The 18732-nt window shown below is 74.4% G+C and carries 15 protein-coding genes; 6 read left to right on the top strand and 9 right to left on the bottom strand.

What is annotated here, in order from left to right; all coding sequences use genetic code 11:
* Positions 1-12: 12 nt before the first annotated feature.
* Entirely contained in the window at positions 13-672 is a 660-nt protein-coding gene (nucS, locus tag ACFTWP_RS12745) for an endonuclease NucS (RefSeq protein WP_380264497.1), read from the bottom strand.
* A gap of 729 nt (positions 673-1401) precedes the next feature.
* Between nucS and ACFTWP_RS12740 the strand changes: the two genes are divergently transcribed.
* Positions 1402-1794: an SCO5389 family protein gene (locus ACFTWP_RS12740; protein ID WP_380264496.1), complete on the top strand. Its 393-nt coding sequence runs from the start codon at positions 1402-1404 to the stop codon at positions 1792-1794.
* A 104-nt stretch (positions 1795-1898) separates the two neighbouring features.
* Here the strand turns inward: ACFTWP_RS12740 and ACFTWP_RS12735 are convergent, their stop codons facing one another.
* Positions 1899-3071: an LLM class flavin-dependent oxidoreductase gene (locus ACFTWP_RS12735; protein WP_380264587.1), complete on the bottom strand. Its 1173-nt coding sequence runs from the start codon at positions 3069-3071 to the stop codon at positions 1899-1901.
* A 570-nt stretch (positions 3072-3641) separates the two neighbouring features.
* Between ACFTWP_RS12735 and ACFTWP_RS12730 the strand changes: the two genes are divergently transcribed.
* On the top strand, positions 3642-3959 hold the full coding sequence (locus ACFTWP_RS12730; protein ID WP_380264495.1) for an ATP/GTP-binding protein: 318 nt from the start codon (positions 3642-3644) through the stop codon (positions 3957-3959).
* An 83-nt stretch (positions 3960-4042) separates the two neighbouring features.
* Here the strand turns inward: ACFTWP_RS12730 and ACFTWP_RS12725 are convergent, their stop codons facing one another.
* Both ACFTWP_RS12725 and ACFTWP_RS12720 read right to left on the bottom strand, forming a co-directional pair.
* A complete protein-coding gene (locus ACFTWP_RS12725; protein WP_380264494.1) occupies positions 4043-4810 on the bottom strand; it encodes an ABC transporter permease subunit in 768 nt (255 codons plus the stop codon).
* Position 4811: 1 nt separating this feature from the next.
* Positions 4812-5828 carry an ATP-binding cassette domain-containing protein gene (locus ACFTWP_RS12720; protein WP_380264493.1) on the bottom strand — a complete coding sequence of 339 codons (1017 nt, stop codon included), beginning with the start codon at positions 5826-5828 and terminating at the stop codon, positions 4812-4814.
* A 91-nt stretch (positions 5829-5919) separates the two neighbouring features.
* On the opposite strand from ACFTWP_RS12720, the gene ACFTWP_RS12715 reads away from it, so the two are divergent.
* Positions 5920-6714, top strand: coding sequence for an alpha/beta fold hydrolase (locus ACFTWP_RS12715; RefSeq protein ID WP_380264492.1), 795 nt, complete (start codon positions 5920-5922; stop codon positions 6712-6714).
* A 71-nt stretch (positions 6715-6785) separates the two neighbouring features.
* The gene (locus ACFTWP_RS12710; RefSeq protein ID WP_380264491.1) at positions 6786-7178 is read left to right on the top strand and encodes a hypothetical protein; all 393 of its coding nucleotides are present in this window, start codon (positions 6786-6788) and stop codon (positions 7176-7178) included.
* 138 nt (positions 7179-7316) lie between these two features.
* Here the strand turns inward: ACFTWP_RS12710 and ACFTWP_RS12705 are convergent, their stop codons facing one another.
* From ACFTWP_RS12705 to mce, 4 genes are all read right to left on the bottom strand, one after another.
* On the bottom strand, positions 7317-8618 hold the full coding sequence (locus tag ACFTWP_RS12705; RefSeq protein WP_380264490.1) for an esterase-like activity of phytase family protein: 1302 nt from the start codon (positions 8616-8618) through the stop codon (positions 7317-7319).
* A gap of 220 nt (positions 8619-8838) precedes the next feature.
* Positions 8839-9768, bottom strand: a complete 930-nt coding sequence (locus ACFTWP_RS12700; RefSeq protein ID WP_190209396.1) for a cellulose-binding protein — start codon at positions 9766-9768, stop codon at positions 8839-8841.
* Between the two features lie 107 nt (positions 9769-9875).
* Positions 9876-14345, bottom strand: a complete 4470-nt coding sequence (locus tag ACFTWP_RS12695) for a hypothetical protein (protein ID WP_380264489.1) — start codon at positions 14343-14345, stop codon at positions 9876-9878.
* Positions 14346-15037: 692 nt separating this feature from the next.
* Positions 15038-15469 carry a methylmalonyl-CoA epimerase gene (gene mce / locus ACFTWP_RS12690; protein ID WP_380264488.1) on the bottom strand — a complete coding sequence of 144 codons (432 nt, stop codon included), beginning with the start codon at positions 15467-15469 and terminating at the stop codon, positions 15038-15040.
* A 306-nt stretch (positions 15470-15775) separates the two neighbouring features.
* On the opposite strand from mce, the gene ACFTWP_RS12685 reads away from it, so the two are divergent.
* On the top strand, positions 15776-16969 hold the full coding sequence (locus tag ACFTWP_RS12685; protein ID WP_380264487.1) for an acetyl-CoA C-acetyltransferase: 1194 nt from the start codon (positions 15776-15778) through the stop codon (positions 16967-16969).
* Between the two features lie 139 nt (positions 16970-17108).
* A complete protein-coding gene (meaB, locus tag ACFTWP_RS12680) occupies positions 17109-18065 on the top strand; it encodes a methylmalonyl Co-A mutase-associated GTPase MeaB (protein ID WP_380264486.1) in 957 nt (318 codons plus the stop codon).
* Between the two features lie 118 nt (positions 18066-18183).
* On the opposite strand, the gene ACFTWP_RS12675 is transcribed toward meaB, so the two are convergent.
* Positions 18184-18708 (bottom strand): MarR family winged helix-turn-helix transcriptional regulator, encoded by a 525-nt coding sequence (locus ACFTWP_RS12675; RefSeq protein ID WP_380264485.1) that lies wholly within the window; start codon positions 18706-18708, stop codon positions 18184-18186.
* Positions 18709-18732 lie beyond the last annotated feature (24 nt).

Here is an 18732-nt window from a genome sequence, read left to right as displayed (position 1 = left end):
GGGCCCGGCGGGTCAGAACAGCTTGAGCTTGTCGTCCTCGATGCCGCGCAGCTCGTCGTAGTCCAGCACCACGCAGCCGATGCCCCGGTCGGTGGCCAGTACGCGGGCCTGGGGCTTGATCTCCTGCGCGGCGAAGACGCCCTTCACCGGGGCGAGCAGCGGGTCCCGGTTGAGCAGCTCCAGGTAGCGGGTGAGCTGCTCGACGCCGTCGATCTCGCCGCGGCGCTTGATCTCGACGGCGACGGTCGCGCCGTCGGAGTCCCGGCAGAGGATGTCGACCGGGCCGATCGCGGTCGGGTACTCGCGGCGGATCAGCGCCCAGCCGCTGCCGAGCACCTCCATCCGGTCGGCGAGCAGCTCCTGGAGGTGCGCCTCGACGCCGTCCTTGACGAGTCCGGGGTCCACCCCGAGTTCGTGCGAGGAGTCGTGCAGCACCTCCTCCAGCGTGATGATCAGCTTTTCGCCGGCCTTGTTGATGACCGTCCAGGTGCCGTCCGCCTCCTTGAGGGTGCAGGGCGGCGACATCCAGTTGAGCGGCTTGTAGGCGCGGTCGTCGGCATGAATGCTGACGCTGCCGTCGGCCTTGACCAGGATGAGCCTGGTGGCGGACGGCAGATGGGCGGAGAGCCGACCGGCATAGTCGACTGAGCAACGGGCAATTACGAGACGCACGGTCGACCACGCTAGCCCACCGGGGCCGTTTGATGCGATTCCGGTACGACGGGGTGAAGAAACCCGGGAGGCGGCGACCATGGAGGTTCGGCGATCCGACCGGTTGCTCGCCGCACTCTGGCGCGCTTACCCACAGGCGGCTACGGTGTGTGACTGAGCGCTTGCGGAAGAGTCGTCGACGGGGACGGAGGCACGGGGATGGGGACGTGGGATGCGAGATCCGGCTGAATCAGGCCAAATCTGCTCCGGCGGGGTGCGATTTCATGGGAAATCAGCGGATTCGCCGGTCCCGCCGGCCAATGGCTGACACGCTGTTCCGAGCGGCTGCCGCCCCCACCCGGCGGAGCCGACCAGGGGTGGCCCGGCACCGCTCGTCCGCCGGTTCGCCGGTGCGGCGGGAGCGGCAGGTCGGGCCGGCGGTACCGGCCGGTGTCCGTCCCCATCCGTCGCAGTACTTCCGACCACCGGTTTCCACCGCAGGCCCTCATCGCAAGCCCTCGCACCTGTTCCTCGCACCCCTCCGGCCCGGTGATCGCGCACGACCGGCGATCCGAAAGGGCCGATGATCGCGCACCATCAGGCGATCGACCACCGACCACGATCGTGCACGAACCGGCGATCGGGACCAACGGGAACCACCGGAACAACCTGAGCACGGCACGGCACCATCCGAACAGAACGCACCACCACCCGGGCGCCGCGCGCGGGTGGACCGCGAGAGGAGAACCCATGTCGCTCGACGTCTCACCGGCCCTCCTGGAGAAGGCCGAGCGGGGCGAGGTCGACGAGCGGGAATTCGTCGACTGCGTCCGCGTCTCCCTGCCGTACGCCTGGGAGCTGATCAGCTCGCTGGTCGCCCAGCTGAAGGTCGACGGCACCGACTTCGCCGACAACCACGTCCCGCCGCCCAGCGAGCAGGCCCGCGGCCAGCTGCTGCGCGCCCTCGCCAGTGACGCCATCCGGGGGGCCCTGCAGCGGCACTTCGGCGTCCAGCTGGCCTTCCAGAACTGCCACCGGGTCGCGGTCTTCGCGCCGTCCGAGAACAACGTGGCGCGCCACCAGCGCTTCACGTCCGTCCGGGAGCAACTGCTCAACCAGTCCGAGGAGCTGCGGGACTGCTGATCCGTCCCGGGGCGGACCCAACGGCCCGGGCCGCCCCGCTCCAGCTCCGAGCGCGCCGAGCGCGTCACCGGAGGCGGGGCGGGGCGGCCCGGGCGCCCGCACGTTCAGGACAGCTGCGGGAGCACCTCGGAGCCGAGCCGGGCGATGTTGTGCAGGGTGGCCTCGCGGTCGCCGCTGCCCTCGGCGAGGAGGGCGAAGCGCCGGATGCCGGTGCGCTCCGCGGTGGCGAGCAGCCGGTCCGCGCACTGCCGGGGCGTGCCCACCGCGTGCAGGTCGCAGAGCAGCGCGGTGTACTCGTGCGGGTCGCGCATCTTGCGCTCGCGCCCGTCCACCGTGCGGTGCGCGCCGAGCCCGTACTCGAACCAGCCGGGCATCGAGCGCAGCAGGGTGGCCCGCGCCGTCGAGTGGCCGTCCTCGACCTGGGCGACGCCCGCCGCCACGTGCTCCCCGCGGACCCGGGCCAGCTGCTCCTCGGAGCGGCCGCAGGCCCGCCAGGCCGTCTCGTACAGCGCGAGCATCTGCTGCTTGTCCTCGTCCCCGGAGTGCATCCCGAGCAGCATCGGCAGACCCCGCTCGGCCGCCAGCCGGACGCCGCCGGGGGAGGTGCAGGCCACCACGACCGGCGGGCCCGTCAGGGGCCCGGCGACGGGCGCCTCGGCCGCCGGCCGCCGCCCGGGGCGGATCCCGTCGACCCGCTGGCGGGGCAGCCGGCGGGCCAGGCCCGGCAGCTCGGCCCGGCCGGTCTCCAGACCGAGCCAGGAGGAGAGCCCGGGACGGCGCGGCGAGCCGCCCGCCTGCGGCACCACGGCCACCTCGGGGAAGGTGAACTCCGGGCCGGACCCGCCCACCCTGCTCTCGCGCAGCCACCGCAGCAGCAGGTCCAGCCGTTCGGGGAAGCCCTGCTCGTAGGCCTCCAGCCCGCTGCCGAACACGTCGAGGTCGATCCACGGGCCGCCGCGTCCCACGCCGAGCGTGAACCGTCCGCCGGAGGTGAGGTGCAGCAGTGCGGCCTGCTCCCCGAGCGCGACCGGGTGCCGCGTCGAGAGCACGCTCACCGCCGTTCCGACCCCGATCCGGCGGGTCCGCCCGAGCAGCATCGCGGCGAGCGTCGCGGCGTCCGGGCAGACCCCGTACGGGACGAAGTGGTGCTCGGCCAGCCAGACGGCGTCCAGGCCCGCGCGTTCGGCCGCCACGGTGGCGCTGACGGTGCGCTCCAGCACCTCGCCGTGGGCCTGCCCGGGGAACTGCGCGGACAGCAGGAAGGCGCCGACCCGCAGGGCCTCGGTGGCCGACGGGTGGCTGCCGCCGCGCTCGGCCGCGGGCAGCGGTCCGGCGCCGGGCCGCTGCCCCCCGGCCCGGCCGGACGGCGGCGCGGCGCCGGCCGTGGTCGCGGCGGTCGGCCGGACACCGACGGGCGGCTGGGCCTCGGTGCGGGCGCTGGTCTGGGTCATGGACGGCCTCCTCGGGTGCGCGCAGGGTCTGCGGGCCCCGCCTTCTCACCTCGTGAGTAACCCATGTCATGTGCCAATGGCACGCAGAATCACCAATTTCGACGAAGAACGGGTGGATCTCCCCGGAAACACCGGAGCGCCGGGTGCAGCCGTGGTAAGGCCACGGAGGACCTGGCGCGGCCCTTGGACCGTCCGGCGAGTGGTGGGCGGCGTCGCGCCGCCCGGGCTCCCTCCCCCAGCCTTCGGCCGGGAGGCCCCCACGGACTGCGTCGTCGTCAGTCGTCGCGGCTCCGCGGCCACTCCGCCCGGGGGAGCCGCTCCTCGATCCGCCCACCACTCGCCGGACGCCCCTTACCCTGGAAGGGTTTCCGAGCCCCTGCAGAGAGGTCGCCCACCGTGTCTCCCCGCCGCAACCGGATCAGCAACGCCGACCCCGAGGAGTCCGGCCCCGGGCCGCTCGGCGGCTCCCTGCGGCGTACCGAGAGCTACCAGGGCGAGGAGTGGGTGGTGCAGACGGTGGCCGGCACCGCCGGGCGCTACTACCGCTGCCCGGGCTGCGACCAGGAGATCCCGCCGGGGGTCGGGCACGTGGTGGCCTGGCCGGAGTTCGGCGCCGGGGTGGACGACCGGCGGCACTGGCACCGGGCCTGCTGGGGCGCGCGCGAGCGGCGGGCCTCCAACATCCAGCGCGGGCGCGGCGCCCCCCGGTACTGAGGGCGCCGCGCCGGCCGCGGGCCGCCGGTACCGGGCGGGTGCGCCGGGTGCCGGCCGGTCCCGGGCCTTGCGGCCCGTCGGTCTCAGGCGTCCCGGTTCTTGAGCACCAGGGCGCCGCCGACCAGGGCCGCCAGGGTCCACACCAGGCAGATCAGGAAGCCGGCCCACGGCCCGTACGGCTGGCCGCCCTGCTCGTACACCAGCAGCATCCGGGAGCCCGCGTAGTCGGGGAAGTAGTGCGCCAGGGTCTTGACCTTCGGCACGGCCGAGAGGATCGGCGAGAGCAGGAAGAAGAACGGCACCAGCACGCCGAGGGCCAGCGTCTGGTTGTGCAGCATCGCGGTGACGCCGGCCGAGAAGAGGCAGAGCATCGTCAGGTAGAGGGCGGCGCCGATCACCGCGCGCAGCACGTGCGGTTCGCCCAGGCTGGTGGAGTGGTCGCCGAGCAGGGACTGGCCGAGGAAGAAGGTGACGAAGGCGGTCACCAGGGCCACCGCGAAGGCCAGCGCGCCGAGCACGACGGCCTTGCCGGTGAGCAGGGTGCCGCGCTGCGGCACGGCGGCCAGGGTCACCCGGATCATGCCGGTGCTGTACTCGTTGCCGACGGCCAGGACGCCGAAGACGATGATGGCGAGCTCGCCGAGCATGATGCCCGAGAACGAGGTGCCGGTGGCGTCGAAGGGGGTGTCGTCGCCCCGGGTGAACTCCTCGAAGTTGTTGTTGGTCAGCAGGGACAGCAGTGCGCCGAGGCCGACCGTGACCACGAAGGTCAGCGCCAGGGTCCAGATCGTCGAGCGGACGCTGCGGACCTTCGTCCACTCGGACCGCAGGATCGCGGGGAAGGACGCCATCTCAGTCACCCTCCTTGGGCTGCGTGCCGGGGGTCGGTGCGCCCTTCGCGGCCTGCCAGCCGGCGCCCCAGGCGCCCGGTGCGCCCGCCGCGTCCGTTCCCGGCCGTCCGGTGGACCCGCCGGCGTGGTACTCCACCGAGTCGGCGGTCATCTGCATGAAGGCCTCCTCCAGCGAGGCCTGCTGCGGGCTCAGCTCGTGCAGCACGACGCCGCTCGCGGCGGCGAGTTCACCGAGCTTGGCGAGGTCGCCGTCGACCACCTCGTACGAGCCCTCCGGCCCGCCCTCGACCCGGATGCCCGCGCTGTCGAGCGCGTCCAGCAGCCGCTCGGGCTGCGGGGTGCGCAGCCGGACGGCGGTGCGGGAGTTCTGCCGGATGAACTCGGGCATGGAGAGGTCGGCCAGCAGCCGGCCCCGGCCGATCACCACCAGGTGGTCGGCGGTCAGGGCCATCTCGCTCATCAGGTGGGAGGAGACGAAGACCGTCCGGCCCTCGGAGGCGAGGCGCTTCATCAGGTTGCGGATCCAGAGGATGCCCTCGGGGTCGAGGCCGTTGACGGGTTCGTCGAACATCACGATCTCGGGGTCGCCGAGCAGTGCCGAGGCGATGCCCAGCCGTTGGCCCATGCCCAGCGAGAAGCCGCGGGAGCGCTTGCGGGCGACGGAGGTGAGGCCGACGAGGTCCAGCACCTCGCTGACCCGGGCGGCCGGGATGCGGTTGCTCTGGGCCAGCCAGAGCAGGTGGTCGTGGGCGGTGCGGCCGGGGTGGACGGCCTTGGCCTCCAGCAGGGCTCCGATGTACTTCAGCGGCTCCTTCAGGTGCCCGTACCGCTTGCCGTCGATGGTGACGGTGCCGCCGGTCGGCCGGTCCAGGTCGAGGATCATGCGCATGGTGGTGGACTTGCCGGCGCCGTTGGGGCCGAGGAACCCGGTCACCACGCCCTGGGGCACCTGGAAGCTCAGGCGGTCGACGGCGAGCGTGTCGCCGTACCGCTTCGTCAGCTCGTGCAGCTCGATCATCTGTACTCCCTCACTCTCAGTCAGATTATGACAAATCAGACATAAGGGCGCATCGATCGCACCTGCCCGGTGTGCCGCTACGGTGGGCGTCATGAACCGGCTCCCCACCGCACTGGCCGTCCGCGAGAGCGGCACCGGCACCCCGCTCGTCCTGCTGCACGCCTTCCCGCTGGCCTCCTCGATGTGGAGCGCCCAGCTGGACGCACTGCCCGGCCTGACCGGCGACGAGGCCCGGGTCCTGGCCCCCGACCAGCGGGGCTTCGGCGGCACCGAACTGGGCACCGACGAGCCCTCGCTGGACCTGGTCGCGGACGACCTCGCCCTGCTGCTGGACGCGGCCGAGATCGAGCGCGCCGTGGTCGGCGGGCTCTCCATGGGCGGGTACGTGGCACTGGCCTTCGCCCGGCGCCACCCGGACCGGCTCGCCGGGCTGCTGCTGGCCGACACCAAGGCCACCGCGGACACCGACGCCGCCCGGGCCAACCGCGAGCGGATCGCCACCGTCGTCCTGGCCCGCGACAGCGTCCGGCTGCTGGCCGAGGAGCGGATGGAGGACACCCTGCTCGGCCCGGCCTCCGGCGGTCACGCCGAACGGGTCAGGGCGCTGATCGCCGAGGCGCCGCCGCAGGCCGTCGCCTGGGCCCAGCGCGCGATGGCCGCCCGGACCGACACCCTGGACGTGCTGTCCGCACTGCACGTCCCGGCGGCCGTGGTGGTCGGCGCGGCGGACACCGTCACCCCGCTCGCGGAGGCTCGGCTGATGGCCGACGCGCTCCCGGACGCCGAGCTGACCGTCATCCCCGACGCCGGACACCTCAGCGCGATCGAGGCGCCCTCCGCCTTCAACGCGGCCGTCCGGGCCCTGCTCGCCCGGGTGGCCCGGTGAGCGCCGGCGGCCCGGTGGGCGCGGAGGGGGCGGGCGGCGACAGCAGGGGCGGGGACCGGAGGGGCGGCGACATGCGGGACGGCGACGGCACGCGGGACGGCGGCGGCGAGAGCGGCAGAACGGGCGCCGAGCGGCCGCCCCGGGCCGGGGCGCCGAAGGACGAGGCCGGCTCCTGGGACTTCTCCGCGCTGGAGGTGTCGGGGCGGATGCCGGTCACCAACTGCGGCGACAAGCTGACCGAGCTGACCCTCGAACCGCTGGGCGAGGACTACTGGCTCAGGCCCGGCGAGACCTTCATCGTCACCTCGTACGGCGACCACGGCCTCGGGCACCCCTTCGAGGTGCAGTACTGGCCCGACTCCATCTCGGTCTGGTGCACCTCGTGGTTCGGGACGGTCTCCGACGACGACGGCAACCAGCTGAGCTGCGGACACCAGCGCCCGGACGGCGCGTACCCGATCTGAGGCCCGGCCTTCGGCTCCGGCCGCCGCCCCCGTCGCCCACCGGCCGCGGGGGCGGTGGCCGTTCGGCGGTGGCGGCCGTTCGGCGGTGGTGGGGTGCAGGCACCCCACCACCGCCGTCTACTCGGCGCCGCCGTCTACTCAGCGCCCGAAGGAGACCGTGCCGGCGGGCAGCACGTAGCGGTCCACCCGGGTCACGGCGTTGTTGGGCACCACGGCGCCGTTCTTGAAGCCGTCGACACCGAAGTCGTTGTCGTTGACGAGGAACAGCTCGGCCGTGCCGTGCCCGGCGGGGCGCAGCGCCACGCCCTCCAGCTTGCCGTTGTCCAGGCCCGCCGCGACGGCGTCGAAGACCAGCCGCTTGGTGCCCGGGACGACGCCGGTGGTCCCGGTCGGGGCGACCTCCAGGGAGGGCGTGGTGGCCGGGTCGTCCCAGACCGAGCCGAGCAGGTCGGTGGCCCTGCGCAGGTCGACCTCGAAGAACTTGGTGAAGGCGGTCGGGCGGGCGCCGTCGCGCTCCTCGACCAGCAGGCGGTCGGGGCCCAGCCAGCTGATCGCCGAGGTGGCCCAGCCGCCGTCGGTCGCCGAGTCGGCCTCGCGCACGTTGGCGAACTCGCCGGTGACGACGGGGGTGCGGTGGCCGATGTCGATCCGGAAGATCCGCTGCACCCGGGACTTCTTGGTGCTCTTGGCGTCGGGGTTCGACAGCGAGGTCTGCTGGGCGGCGTAGAGAGTGCGGCCGTCGGCGGAGACGGTCAGCCCCTCCAGGCCCTTGTTGTTCTTCTGCTTGGCCTCGACGGCCGGCAGGATCCGCAGCACCTCGACGCCCGGAGCCTGGTAGGACGAGCCGGCCGGCACCAGGACGCTCTGCAGCACGCCGCGCGCGGAGAAGTGCAGGATCGAGGAGCCGTACTCGCTGCTGACCCAGAACGAGCCGTCGTGGGCCCGGACCAGGCCCTCGCTGTCCAGACCGTACGGGTCGTTGGGCAGTTGCCGGCCGTCGGTGTCGATCGGGCGCTCGGCGGTCAGCGCGGCGGGCGGCAGGCCGGTCAGGAACCGGGTGCCGGTGACCGGGTCCCGCTGCCCCTTGGGGACCTGCAGCGGGATCCGCTTGAGGACGTCCACCGAGCCGTCCCTGCGGAGCTTGATCTTCAGGATCTGCGGGGTGTAGTCGGGCTTGAGGAAGACCTTGTCGGTGTCGGCCGCGGCGTCCGCGTTCGGCCCGCGGTCGGTCAGGGTCCAGAACACGGTGCCGGAGTCGTCGGCGGGGAAGAGGTCGCTGAAGCCGCCCAGCGAGAGGCCCCGGTCACCGCCGAGCGGGGCCGGGTCCCGGTAGGTCCAGGAGCCGTCGTGGACCGGGGCGGAGGTGGCGGCGTCGGCGACCGCGGGCGTCAGCGCGACGAGGGCGGCCGCGGCCAGGGGGAGAAGGCGGGAGATGCGCATGGGCCCACAGTCTCGACCCGGCTCCCGAGCGGCGGCCGGACTCCGGCTGACGGAGCGGTGTCCGCTCGGTGAACGCGGGGCCGGCCGGGGCCGGGCCGGCCGTGCTGCCGGCCACGGCGACCGTGTGCGGCGGACGGCCGACCGGTCGGGGGAGCGGAGAACACGGCGGGCCCGCCACCCCGAAGGGTGCGGGCCCGCCGGTACCGCGTCGGGCGGAGCGTCAGCGCGACTGCTGGGCCGGCACGCCCAGCGTGTCGTCGGCCGGCAGCGTGGCGGCGGCCACGGCCGCGCCGGTCAGCGTGGCGAGCATCTCGCGCACGTTGGTCAGCTGCGCGTTGATGCTGTCGCGGCGGTTGGTGAGCGCCGCCAGCTCGCGCTCGGACTCGCTGCGGATCCGGTCGGCCTTGGCGTTGGCGTCGGCCACGATGTCCTCGGACTGGCGCTGGGCCGTCTCCACCGTCTGGCGGGCGCGGCGCTCGGCGTCGGTGCGGAGCTTCTCGGCCTCCAGGCGCAGCTGCTCCGCCCGGTGCTCGATCTCGGCGAGGCGCTTCTCGGCCTTGGCCTGACGGGCCGCCAGGTCGCGCTCGGACTGCTCGCGGCGCTTGGCCAGGTTGGTCTCGAACTCCAGCGCGGCCTGGGCGGCCTTGGTGCGGGTGTCCTCGAAGAGGGCGTCCGCCTCCTCGCGCTTGGTCGCCGCGTCCTTGTTGGCCTCGTTGCGCAGCTGGGCGCTGTCGCTCTTGGCCTTGTCGACGATCCGCAGACCCTCGTCCTCGGCCTTGGCCTTGCGGTCCTTGGCGTAGTTCTCCGCCTCGGTGCGCACCTGCTGCGAGGCCGCCTCGGCCAGCTCGCGGTGCTGCTCGGCCGCGCGGTGCGCCTCGTTGCGCAGATCGGCGGCCTCCTCCTCGGCGAGACGGAGGATCTTCTCGACCCGGGCGCCGAGACCGGCGTACGAGGGCTCGGACTCGGTGACCGCGGCCTGGGCGCTCTGGGTCTCCAGGTGGAGCTCCTCGATGCGCTTCTCCAGGGCACCGATGCGGGTCAGGGCACTGTCACGGTCGGCCACCAGCTTGGTGATCCGCTCGTCGACCTGGGCACGCTCGTACCCACGGCGCACCAGGTCGAAGCCGTGAGGGGAGTGACTGTCGCTCATGGGTATTTGGGCTTCCTGTCGTCAAACCGCTGAGGTGGTTGAGGGAATCCTGACACGTTACCGGAGTGTCATCGGTGAAATGCCGATGCTTCGCGGACAATGACCGCTCAATCGGGTGGCGCGCCACCGGAGCGATTGCCACCCGAACGGGGAGCGCCCACTCCGGCGCCGGCCTTCGGCGCCGCTTCGCGGCCTCCGGAGCCGCTGTTCTTGCTGTTCGATCCCCCGTTGGCCGTACCCCCGCCGGCAGATCCGCCCGCGGTCGCCTGCGCGACTGGTGACGGTGCCTCGAAGGCCTCCAGGGCGGACAGCACGTCCTGGACCCTGGAGATCTCGGTATTGATGTCCTTGCGGCGCCGGACCAGTTCGTCCAGCTCGCGCCGACCGTCGTCGGTGACCCGCTTCGCCTCGGCGCGGGCCTCGGTCCGCAGCCGCTCGGCCTCCTCGGTCGCCAGCGCGATCTGCTCGTCCGCGCTCTCGTCGGCAGCCCGCAGGCGCTTCTCCGCCTCGGTGGACGCCGCCTCGATCCGCTCCTCGGCCTCCTCCTGGGCTTCCTTCAGCCTGGTCTGGGCCTTGGCGATCAGAGCCTCGGCCCGGTCCGTGGAGTCGGCGAGCTTCTGCTCGGCGCCCTTCAGCAGGCCCTCGGCCTTGCGGACCGCCGAGATCCGGACCTTGCTGGCCTCGGCCGAAGCCTCGGAGGCGAGTTCGGTGGCCCGCTCCTCGGCCGCGGCGACCAGGGCGGCCGCGCGCTCCTCCGCCTCGGCGACGGCCGCGACGGCCAGCTCCTCGGCCTCGGTCAGCTGCTCCTGGGCGGCCGTCACCAGTGCGTCGACCCGCTCGCCGGCCGACTTCATGGCCTGGGCGTTCTCCTTGCGGGCCCGCTCGTGCAGCGCCTCCACCTCGGAGTCGGTCCGCTCGCGCAGCTCCTCGGCGCGCTCGCGGATCGCGGTGGCGTCCCGGCGGGCCTCGGAGAGCAGCGCGTCGGCGTCGGCCCGGGCGCGCTCGACCTCGGCCTGACCGGCCGCCTCGCCGGCCGCCACCAGGCGGTCGGACTCCTTGCGGGCCGCCGCGACCATCGCGTCGGCCTGCTCCTCGGCGGCCGCGGTGGTGGCCAGGGCGGTGGTCCGGGCGTCCTCGCCGAGCGACTCGGCGTCCGCGAAGGCCTTCTCCAGGACGGACTTCGCCTGCTCGCGGGTGGACCGGTCGAACTGCTCCGCCTGGTCGCGGGTCTCGGTGTCGAACACCTCGGCCCGGGCCCGGGTCGAGCTGTCGTAGTCGTCCGCCAGCGAGCGGGTGGCGAGAGCGTACTCCTCCGCCTCGGCCCGCAGGCCGGCCGCGAGCTCCTCGGCCTCCGCCAGGGCGGTGCCGGCCCGCTCGTCGGCCTCCGCGACCGTCCGCCGGGCGAGCGCCTGCGATTCGGCGCGCTGCTGCTCGGCCAGCTCCTGGGCGCCGCGCAGTTCGGCCTGCGCCTCGGCGCGCAGCCGCTCGTCGTAGGCCTGCGCCTCGGCCCGCAGCCGGCCCAGCTCGGCCTCGGCGGCCTCGCGGTCGGCGGCGATCTCCCGCGCGGCCTTCTCGCGCAGCGCCCCGGTCTCGGCCGCGGCGGCGGCCCGCTGCTCGGCGCCGTCCCGCTCGGCGCTCTCGCGCAGGGCGGTGACGGCGCGGTCGGTCTCGGCGCGCAGTGCGGTGGTCTCGCGCTCGGCGATCTCGCGCAGTTCCGCGCTCTCCAGCGCGGCCAGCTCCCTGACGTCGCCGGCTTCGCGCTCGGCGGTCGCCCGCAGCTCGGCGACCTGCTGCGAGGCGGCCTCGTGCATGCCCGCGACCGACTGGCGCACCTCGGCGGCCGCGTCCTCGGCGGTGGCGACCAGCTCGGCTGCGGTGCGGGCGGCCTCGGCGGTCAGCTGCCCGGCCTCGGTGCGGGCCTGCTCCAGCTCGCTCCCGGCCTCGGCCCGCAGGGCTCCGGCGGCGGCCTCGGCCTCGGCGGTCAGCGCGGCCGCCCGCTCGCGGGCCTCGGTGAGGGCCTGCTCGGCGGCGGCCCGGGCCGCGTCGGCCTCGGCGGTCGCCTCCGCGGTCAGCGTCTCGGCCTGCTCCTTGGCCCGGGCGAGCGCCTGCTCGGCCTGCTCGCGCAGGGTGCGGGAGGCGTCCTCGGCCTTGGTGAGCTGCTCGACGGCGGCGCCGCGGGCGGCCTCCAGGGCCTGCTCCGCCTCGGTCCGCAGCCGGGTGGCCTCGGTCTCGGCGGCCTCCCGGACGGCGTCGGCCTCGGCGGCCGTGCGCTGCGCCAGTTCGGCGGCGACGGTCTCGGCCTGCTCGTGCGCGGCGTGCGCGGCGGCGAGCTGCTCGGCGGTGAGCTCGCGCTCGCGCTTCAGCCCGGCGGCGGCGTCCTCGTACGCACGACGGCTCTCCTCGCGGAGGGCTTCGGCGGCGGCCTCGGCCTCGGCGGTGAGTCGGGCCAGCTCGGCGTCGGTCTCGGTCCGCAGCCGCTGTGCCTGCTCCTCGGCGGCGGCCGTGACGGCCTGCGCGGCGCTCTCGGCGGCCTCCCGGACGGCGTCGGCGTCGGCGGTGGCGGAGCTGCGCACCCGCTGGTCGAACTCGGTTGCCTCACGGCGCAGTTCAGCGGTCTCGCGTTCGGCTGCGGCGCGGTTCTCGGCGGCGGCGGCCTTGGCCGCGGCCACCGCGTCCCGGTGCTGCTGCTGGGCGGTGGCGGCGAGCTTCTCGGCCTCGGCGCGGGCCCGGGTGAGCGTCTGCTCGGCGCGCCCCTGCATCTCGGCGGCGCGCTCCTTGGCCTGCTCGCGCAGCCGCTCGACCTCGCCGGCGGCGCCGGCCCGCAGCTCGTCGGCGTCGCTCTTGGCCCGGGTGAGGAGCTCCTCGGCGTTCTTCGCCGACTCCTCGATCTGGACCACGGCCTGCCGGCGGGCCTCGCCGCGCACCCGCTCCGCCTCGGCGGCGGCCTGGGCGCGCAGCTCCTCGGCCTCGGCGCGCAGCCGGGTGGCCTCGTCCTGCATCTGCTGCATCCGCTCGCGGATGCCGGCCGCGTCGTCCAGTGCGGCGTTCTGGGCCTGCTCGACGGCGGCCTTGCCCTGCTCGCGCAGCCGCTCCGCCTCGTCGGCGGCCGCGGTCAGGATCCGCTCGGCCTCGGCGGTGGCCTCGCCGCGGGCGGTCGCGGCGTCGCGGTCGGCCCGGCCGAGCACCTCCTCGGCCGTCCTGGCGGCCTTGGCGAGGTGCACGGTGGCGTCCTTGGCGCCCTCGGCCCGGCCCTGCTCGCGGGCCTCGTTGCGCAGCTGCTCGGCGCGGGCCTCGGCCTGGGCGCGCAGGTCGGCGGCGTCCCGTTCGGCGGCGGCGCGCAGGTCCGCGATGGCGGCCTCGGCCTCCTCGCGCAGCTGGGTCGCGACGCTCTCGGCGGTGGCCCGCAGGCGCTCGCTCTCCTCGGCGGCGGCGGCCTTGGCGGCGTCGGCCTCGGCCTTGGCGTTGGCCGCCTCGGCCTTGATCCGCTCGGTCTCCTTGGTGGCGTTGGCGACCATCCGGGCGATCTCGGCGCGGGCGGTCTGCGAGCGCTGCTCGCTGGCGGCCTCGCCGCCGGCCACCAGCCGCTCGACGGCGGCCTCGGCGTCGGCCTGGAGCTGCTCGGCGGCCTCCTCGGCCCGGGCGCGCAGCTCGGCGGCCTCCTGGCGGGCCCGCTCGGCCTCGGCGAGGGCTTCGGCGCGCAGCCGCTCTATCTCGGCCTGGGCGCGGGCGAGGGTCTCCTCGGCGCGGGCCTGGTCGGCGACGGCCTGCTGCTTGAGCCGGCCGATCTCGGCCTGGGCGGCGGCCAGCTGGTGCTCGGCCGCGGCCTGGGCGCCGGCCAGCTGCTGCTGGGCCTGGTTGGCGGCGGTGCCGCGCAGTTCCTCGGCCTGGGCACTGGCCTGCTGGGCCTGCTCGGAGGCGGCGCGCAGCAGGCGCTCGGCGTCGGTCTGGGCGCGGTGCAGGGCGGCTTCGGCGGCGGCCTGGGCCTCGCCGCGGGCGGCGTCGACGTCGGCGGCGGTCTGCGCGCGGGCCTGGTCGGAGAGGGCGGCGGCCTCGGCGCGGGCGGCGGCGACCAGCCGCTCGGCCTCGGCGCGGGACTCCTGCAGCAGGCGCTGGGCCTCCTGCTCGGTGCCGGCGCGGGTCTGCTCGGCCCAGGAGACGTTCTCGTTGACGTGGCGCTCGGCGCTGCGGCGCAGCTCGGAGAGTTCGGCGTCGAGCTGGCGACGGCGGTCGGCGAGTTCGGCCTCCAGCCGGGCGGTGCGGTCGGCGGCCTCGGCCATCAGGCGCTGGGTGGCCGCCTGGGACTCGCGCAGCTGCCGCTCGGCGTCCGCGCGCAGCTGCTGGGCCTGCATCTCGGCGTTCCGCAGGAGCTGCTCGGCCTGGCTGGAGACGGAGTCGAAGGCGCGCGGCTGCGCGAGCTGCCGCCGCGATTCGTGCAGCTTGGCCCGGAGTACCTCCACCTGGTAGGCGAGGTCCTCGGCATGCTCGACGGCCTTGTCCCGCTCCTTGCGAGTCCGATCCATGTCGGCCTCGAACTGGGAGAGGTGATCGTCAGCCTCGTAGCGGTCGTAGCCCCGCACTCCGCGGTCCCATCCATCTCCTGGTCGCGTCCTCGACCCGGCCGTCCGGCGACCCCGTACTGTCCGGGTGCCGGTTCGGCTGGTCCTTGCATCCGCGGCCGGTGGACGCCCCCTGTCCTGCTGGGACCGCCCGCCACGGTCGGAGTCCTGGCCGGTGGTACGCGGTGTTTCCGCGCTCCCCCGTCCGGGTGGACTCCTGGGCGAACTCTTGCCTTGTGGAGAATGGTGACAGATCCGGACTGCGACTGTTGAGCCGTGCCCGCGTTGTGGACTCCCCTGGCGACGCGACAGGCCGGTCTTGGACCGGCCTGACCCGCTTTCGGCCGTGCCCGTCGGACCTCGTCCTTCCGAGGCCTTCGCGCACCTGGGCATTGTAGTGGTCGCGAACCGGTGCGGAATGGCCACGTAGGGGTTTTCGGCGCCTCCGCCGACGTTACCCGCCGGTCACCCCACTCGGAGGGCGGCCGGATGGTAGGGCGGCCCGGGCCGGCCGCTGTCGCCCGGCCGCTGTCGCCCGGCGACGGTCCGGGTCGGGACGGGGTGGGGACCGGAGTCCGACCGGCGGCGGGCGCGGACCGGGCCCGGGGCGCCGCGGACCCGGGCCGTGGCCCTCGCGGCGCCCCCGGCGCGGTCCCGTTCGGTGGCCGACCGGGGCGCCGCTCAGGACCGGTCACCGGTCGTTCGGCGCCCCGTCAGTGGTCGGTGCCGGCCGAGGTGACCAGCTCGGTGAGGACGCCGCCGCAGTCCTTCGGGTGCAGGAAGGTGATCCGCGAGCCCATCGAGCCGATCCGCGGCTGGTCGTACAGCACCCGCACGCCCTTGTCGCGGATCTCGGCGGAGTCGCCGTCCACGTCGGCGGTGCCGAAGGCGATGTGGTGCACGCCCTCGCCGTTCTTGGCGAGCCACTTGGCGACGGTGGAGTCCTCGCGGGTGGGCTCCAGCAGCTGCAGGTAGGACGCGCCGCCGTCGCCGGTGTCGTTGATCTTCAGCATCGCCTCGCGCACCCCCTGCTCCTCGTTGACCTCGCTGTGGAACACCTCGAAGCCGTACGTGGAGCGGTAGAACTCGACGGTCTTGTCGAGGTCGAAGCAGGCGATGCCGATGTGGTCGATGCGGGTCAGCACTTCGGGCCTCCAGGGCTGGGCGGGCGGGCCGCCGGACAGGATGCCCTCAGTGCAGCGCATCCGGCGGGCGCACGCCAGGGCGGCGGGTGCGAGTCTGCTCACAGTGCGCCGACGCGTCGGCGCCGGCCCGGCCGCGACCGCTCCGGCCGGCGTCCGCGGCGATTCACCCGGACCCTCCTGACACGGTGTTGACTGGACAGTGCCAGTGCGCCTGATCACACCGCCGCTCCGGTGACGGTGGGCTCACGGGTAAGTACATTGAGCGCATCCTCACACCTGGCCACGACGTGCGAAGGGGCCCGTCCCATGACCAACACCACCTCTGTGATCGTCGCAGGCGCACGCACCCCGATGGGCCGCCTGCTCGGCTCGCTCAAGGGCTTCTCGGGCGCGGACCTCGGCGGCTTCGCGATCAAGGCCGCCGTGGAGCGGGCCGGCATCACCGGTGAGCAGGTCCAGTACGTGATCATGGGCCAGGTGCTGCAGGCCGGCGCCGGCCAGATCCCCGCGCGCCAGGCCGCCGTCAAGGCCGGCATCCCGCTGAACGTCCCGGCGCTGACCATCAACAAGGTCTGCCTCTCCGGTCTGGACGCCATCGCGCTCGCCGACCAGCTGATCCGCGCCGGCGAGTTCGACATCGTGGTGGCCGGCGGCCAGGAGTCCATGACCAACGCGCCGCACCTGCTGCCGAAGTCCCGCGAGGGCTACAAGTACGGCGCCATAGAGGTGCTCGACGCGATGGCCCACGACGGCCTCACCGACGCCTACGAGAACATCCCGATGGGCGAGTCGACCGAGAAGCACAACACCCGCCTCGGCATCCCGCGCGAGGTCCAGGACGAGATCGCCGCCCGCTCCCACCAGCGCGCCGCGGCCGCCCAGAAGAACGGCGTCTTCGAGGCCGAGATCGTCCCGGTGGAGATCCCGCAGCGCAAGGGCGAGCCGGTCGTCTTCAGCCAGGACGAGGGCATCCGCGCCGAGACCACCGTCGAGGGCCTGGCCAAGCTGCGGCCGGCCTTCACCCGGGACGGCACGATCACCGCCGGCACCTCCTCGCAGATCTCCGACGGCGCCGCCGCCGTGGTCGTGATGAGCAAGGCCAAGGCGGAGGAGCTGGGCCTGAGCTGGATCGCCGAGATCGGCGCCCACGGCAACGTGGCCGGCCCGGACAACTCGCTGCAGTCGCAGCCGTCCAACGCGATCCTGCACGCCGTCGCCAAGGAGGGCATCGCCGTCGCGGACCTCGACCTGATCGAGATCAACGAGGCCTTCGCCGCCGTCGCGCACCAGTCGATGAAGGACCTCGGCGTCACCGAGGAGAAGGTCAACGTCAACGGCGGCGCCATCGCCCTCGGCCACCCGATCGGCATGTCCGGCGCCCGCGTGGTGCTGCACCTCGCGCTGGAGCTCCAGCGGCGCGGCGGCGGCACCGGTGCCGCGGCGCTGTGCGGTGGCGGCGGCCAGGGTGACGCGCTGATCGTCCGCGTCCCCAGGGCCTGACGGGCCGGGATCACCTGACGTAGCCTCTGGGCTGCGAACCGCGGGCCCGCCCGAAGCGCCCACCGGCGCGGGGCGGGAGCGGTTCGCAGCCCACCCGTCTTCGGCGGCGAGAACCGCAGCCCGATCGAGGAGTGCCCTGATGGTCGATGTGCCGACACTGGTCGAGCAGGCCCGGGCGGGCCGCCCGCGCGCCGTGGCCCGGCTGATCTCGCTGGTCGAGAACGGCGCCCCCCAGCTGCGCGAGGTGATGGCCGCCCTCGCGCCCTACACGGGGCAGGCCTTCACGGTCGGGCTGACCGGCTCGCCCGGCGTCGGCAAGTCGACCTCGACCTCGGCGCTGGTCTCGGCCTACCGCCGGCTCGGCAAGCGGGTCGGGGTGCTGGCGGTGGACCCGTCCTCGCCGTTCTCCGGCGGCGCACTGCTCGGCGACCGGGTCCGGATGCAGGACCACGCGACCGACCCCGAGGTGTTCATCCGCTCGATGGCCACCCGCGGCCACCTCGGCGGGCTCTCCTGGACGGCCCCGCAGGCGCTGCGGGTGCTGGACGCGGCCGGCTGCGAGGTGATCCTGGTCGAGACCGTCGGGGTGGGGCAGTCCGAGGTGGAGATCGCCGCCCAGGCGGACACCACCGTCGTCCTGCTGGCCCCGGGCATGGGGGACGGCATCCAGGCGGCCAAGGCCGGGATCCTGGAGATCGGCGACCTCTTCGTGGTCAACAAGGCCGACCGGGACGGCGCGGACGCCACCGCCCGGGAGCTCAACCACATGCTCGGCCTCGGCGAGAGCCGTGAGCCGGGCGCCTGGCGGCCGCCGATCCTGAAGACCGTCGCGGCCCGCGGCGAGGGCGTGGACGAGGTCGTCGAGGCGCTGGAGAAGCACCGCGCCTGGCTGGAGGAGCACGGCGAACTGGCCGCCCGCCGGCGCCGGCGCGCCTCCGACGAGATCGAGGCGATCGCGCTGACCGCGCTGCGGGCCCGGATCGGCGACCTGCACGGCGACCGCCACCTGGACTCCCTCGCGGAGCGGGTGGCCGCCGGCGAACTGGACCCGTACGGCGCCGCCGACCAGCTGGTCGCGGGGCTCACCGGGGCCTGAGCGGCTGCCGGAGGCCCGTGCGGCCGGAGCTCGGGAGGGCTCTCCCGGCTGATCCGCCGTGTCCCGGACTCCCGGACTCCCGGAACACCGTGCATCTCGCCCACCCCCGCCGGGTCGGTCAGGCCCGTCCGCGCAGGTCGCGCAGGTGTTCGGCGACGGGGCCGAGGGCCGCGTACATGGCGTCGATCTGCTCGGGGGTGAAGCGGTCGATGAAGTGGCTGCGGACGCTGCGCACGTGGTCGGGCGCGACCTTCTGCATGGTCTCCCAGCCCGGCTCGGTGAGGTGGGCGTAGAGGCCGCGGCGGTCGCCCGGGCACTCCTGGCGCAGTACCAGGCCGGCCGTCTCCATCCGGGTGATCTGGTGCGAGAGGCGGCTCTTGGACTGCAGGGTGGCGGTGGCGAGGTCGGTCATCCGCATCCGCCGCTCGGGGGCCTCGGAGAGCACGACCAGGATCTCGTAGTCGTTGATCGCCAGGCCGTGCGGCTGGAGCTCGCGGCCGAGCTGGTAGTCGAGCAGCTTGCTGACCTCCAGGTGGGCACGCCAGAGCCGCTGCTCCCGGGCGGTGAGCCAGGGCGTCCCCTCCTCGGTGTCGGTGGACGGTGAGGAGGGGACGTCGGTGGCATGGGGGTTCTGCGTGTCCATGGGGACAGCATAGCCCGATTGGTT

It is taken from the genome of Kitasatospora sp. NPDC057015, assembly GCF_042673745.1.
Taxonomy (GTDB): domain Bacteria; phylum Actinomycetota; class Actinomycetes; order Streptomycetales; family Streptomycetaceae; genus Kitasatospora.
The sequence above is the reverse complement of the archived record's forward strand: the minus strand, read 5'-3'. Positions and strand labels throughout refer to the sequence as shown.